This is a genomic window from Micromonospora foliorum (assembly GCF_022229015.1).
Classification (GTDB): Bacteria; Actinomycetota; Actinomycetes; order Mycobacteriales; family Micromonosporaceae; genus Micromonospora; species Micromonospora foliorum.
Genome location: NZ_JAKKFF010000522.1, coordinates 1 through 1,533 on the forward strand (window position 1 = coordinate 1; position 1,533 = coordinate 1,533).

The 1,533-nt window shown below is 68.5% G+C and carries 1 pseudogene; it reads left to right on the forward strand.

Annotation, left to right across the window (positions count from 1 at the left end):
• Positions 1-303: 303 nt before the first annotated feature.
• Positions 304-1,533 (forward strand): annotated as a pseudogene (locus tag PSH25_RS29230) (M28 family peptidase); the annotation flags it as partial.

The following is a 1,533-nucleotide window of genomic DNA, read 5'->3' on the forward strand; positions in this document are numbered from 1 at the left end:
TCCCTGTTATGCTCCGTTTCTCACTCACTATTGGCTGCTTATTATAAGATGATAATCTTCCTGGTTTGCAGTGTCGCTTCGTGTTACCGTCCCTACGATCATGTACTCATGAACGTATCTACTGTGGGTTTTGCTAGTTTGACCGTAACTATCGGAGTACCGACTGTGATGTCATTTAATAATCTATGTCGTCCTTCCTGTCCTTACGCGACTGCGTTCGTCATCGCTCCTGTTTTTTTTTTTTAATGATCCGGCACCCACGGAAATCTACACCCTTTCCCTACCCGACGCTCTTGCGCTCTCGGCAGTCTGCTCGACCTGCGCACCCCGGCCCCGAAGCCGGTCGACGCGCCGGTGGGTGCGTTCAGCGCCGGCCGGGCGTACGAGGACGTCCAGGTGATCGCCGCCCGGTCGCACGTCGCCGGCAGCCCGGCCAACGAGCAGGTCCGCGCGCACCTCGAGCGGCAGTTGCGGGGGCTGGGCCTGGAGACCGAGGTGCAGGACACCGTGGCACCGGAGGCCGGCCAGCTCAGCGGGGCGGCGGGCGGGGCGACCCTGGCCCGGGTCCGCAACGTGGTGGCCCGGCTGCCCGGCACCGACTCGACGGGCCGGGTCTTCCTGGTCGCACACTACGACTCGGTGCAGACCGGGCCGGGAGGCAACGACGACGCGGCCGGCACGTCGACCATCCTGGAGGTGGCCCGGGCGCTGACCACCGGTCCCCGGCCCCGCAACGACATCGTCTTCGTGCTGACCGACGCCGAGGAGGCGTGCCTCTGCGGCGCGTCCGCGTTCGCCGCCAGCCACCCGCTGGCCGCCGACGGTGGTGTGGTGCTCAACCTGGAGGCGCGGGGCTCCACCGGGCCGGTGATCATGTTCGAGACGTCCCGGAACAACGCGAGGCTGGTGGACGTCTTCGGCCGGGCCGCCCCACACCCGGTCGGCACCTCGTTCGCGGTGGAGATCTACCGCGCGCTGCCCAACGACACCGATTTCACCGCCTTCCTCGACCAGAAGTTCGTCGGGCTGAACTCGGCGTACATCGACGGCGGGGCGATCTACCACACGCCGTTGGACACCCCGGCCGCCATGGACCGGGGCAGCCTCCAGCAGCACGGGGACAACGCGTTGGGCCTGGCCCGGGAGTTCGGTCGTACCGACCTGACCGAGCTGCGCTCCGGGCACGACGCCACCTACTTTCCCGTCCCCGGTGGGCTGGTCCGCTACCCGGGCTGGCTCACCCTGCCGCTGGCCCTGCTCGCGGTGGCCCTGGTCGCCGCCCTGGGCTGGCTGACCCGCCGCAGCGGCCGGGCCAGCACCGGCCGGCTGGCCGCCGCCTTCGCGCTGACCCTGGTGCCGATCGTCGCCGCGCCGGTCGCCGCCCAACTGCTCTGGCTCGCGATCACCACGATCCGACCGGGGTACGCGGAACTGCTCGACCCGTACCGGCCGACCTGGTACCGGCTGGCCGTCCTAGCGCTCGCCACCGCCATCCTGTTCACCTGGTACGCGCTGACCCGCCGCCGGATCGGC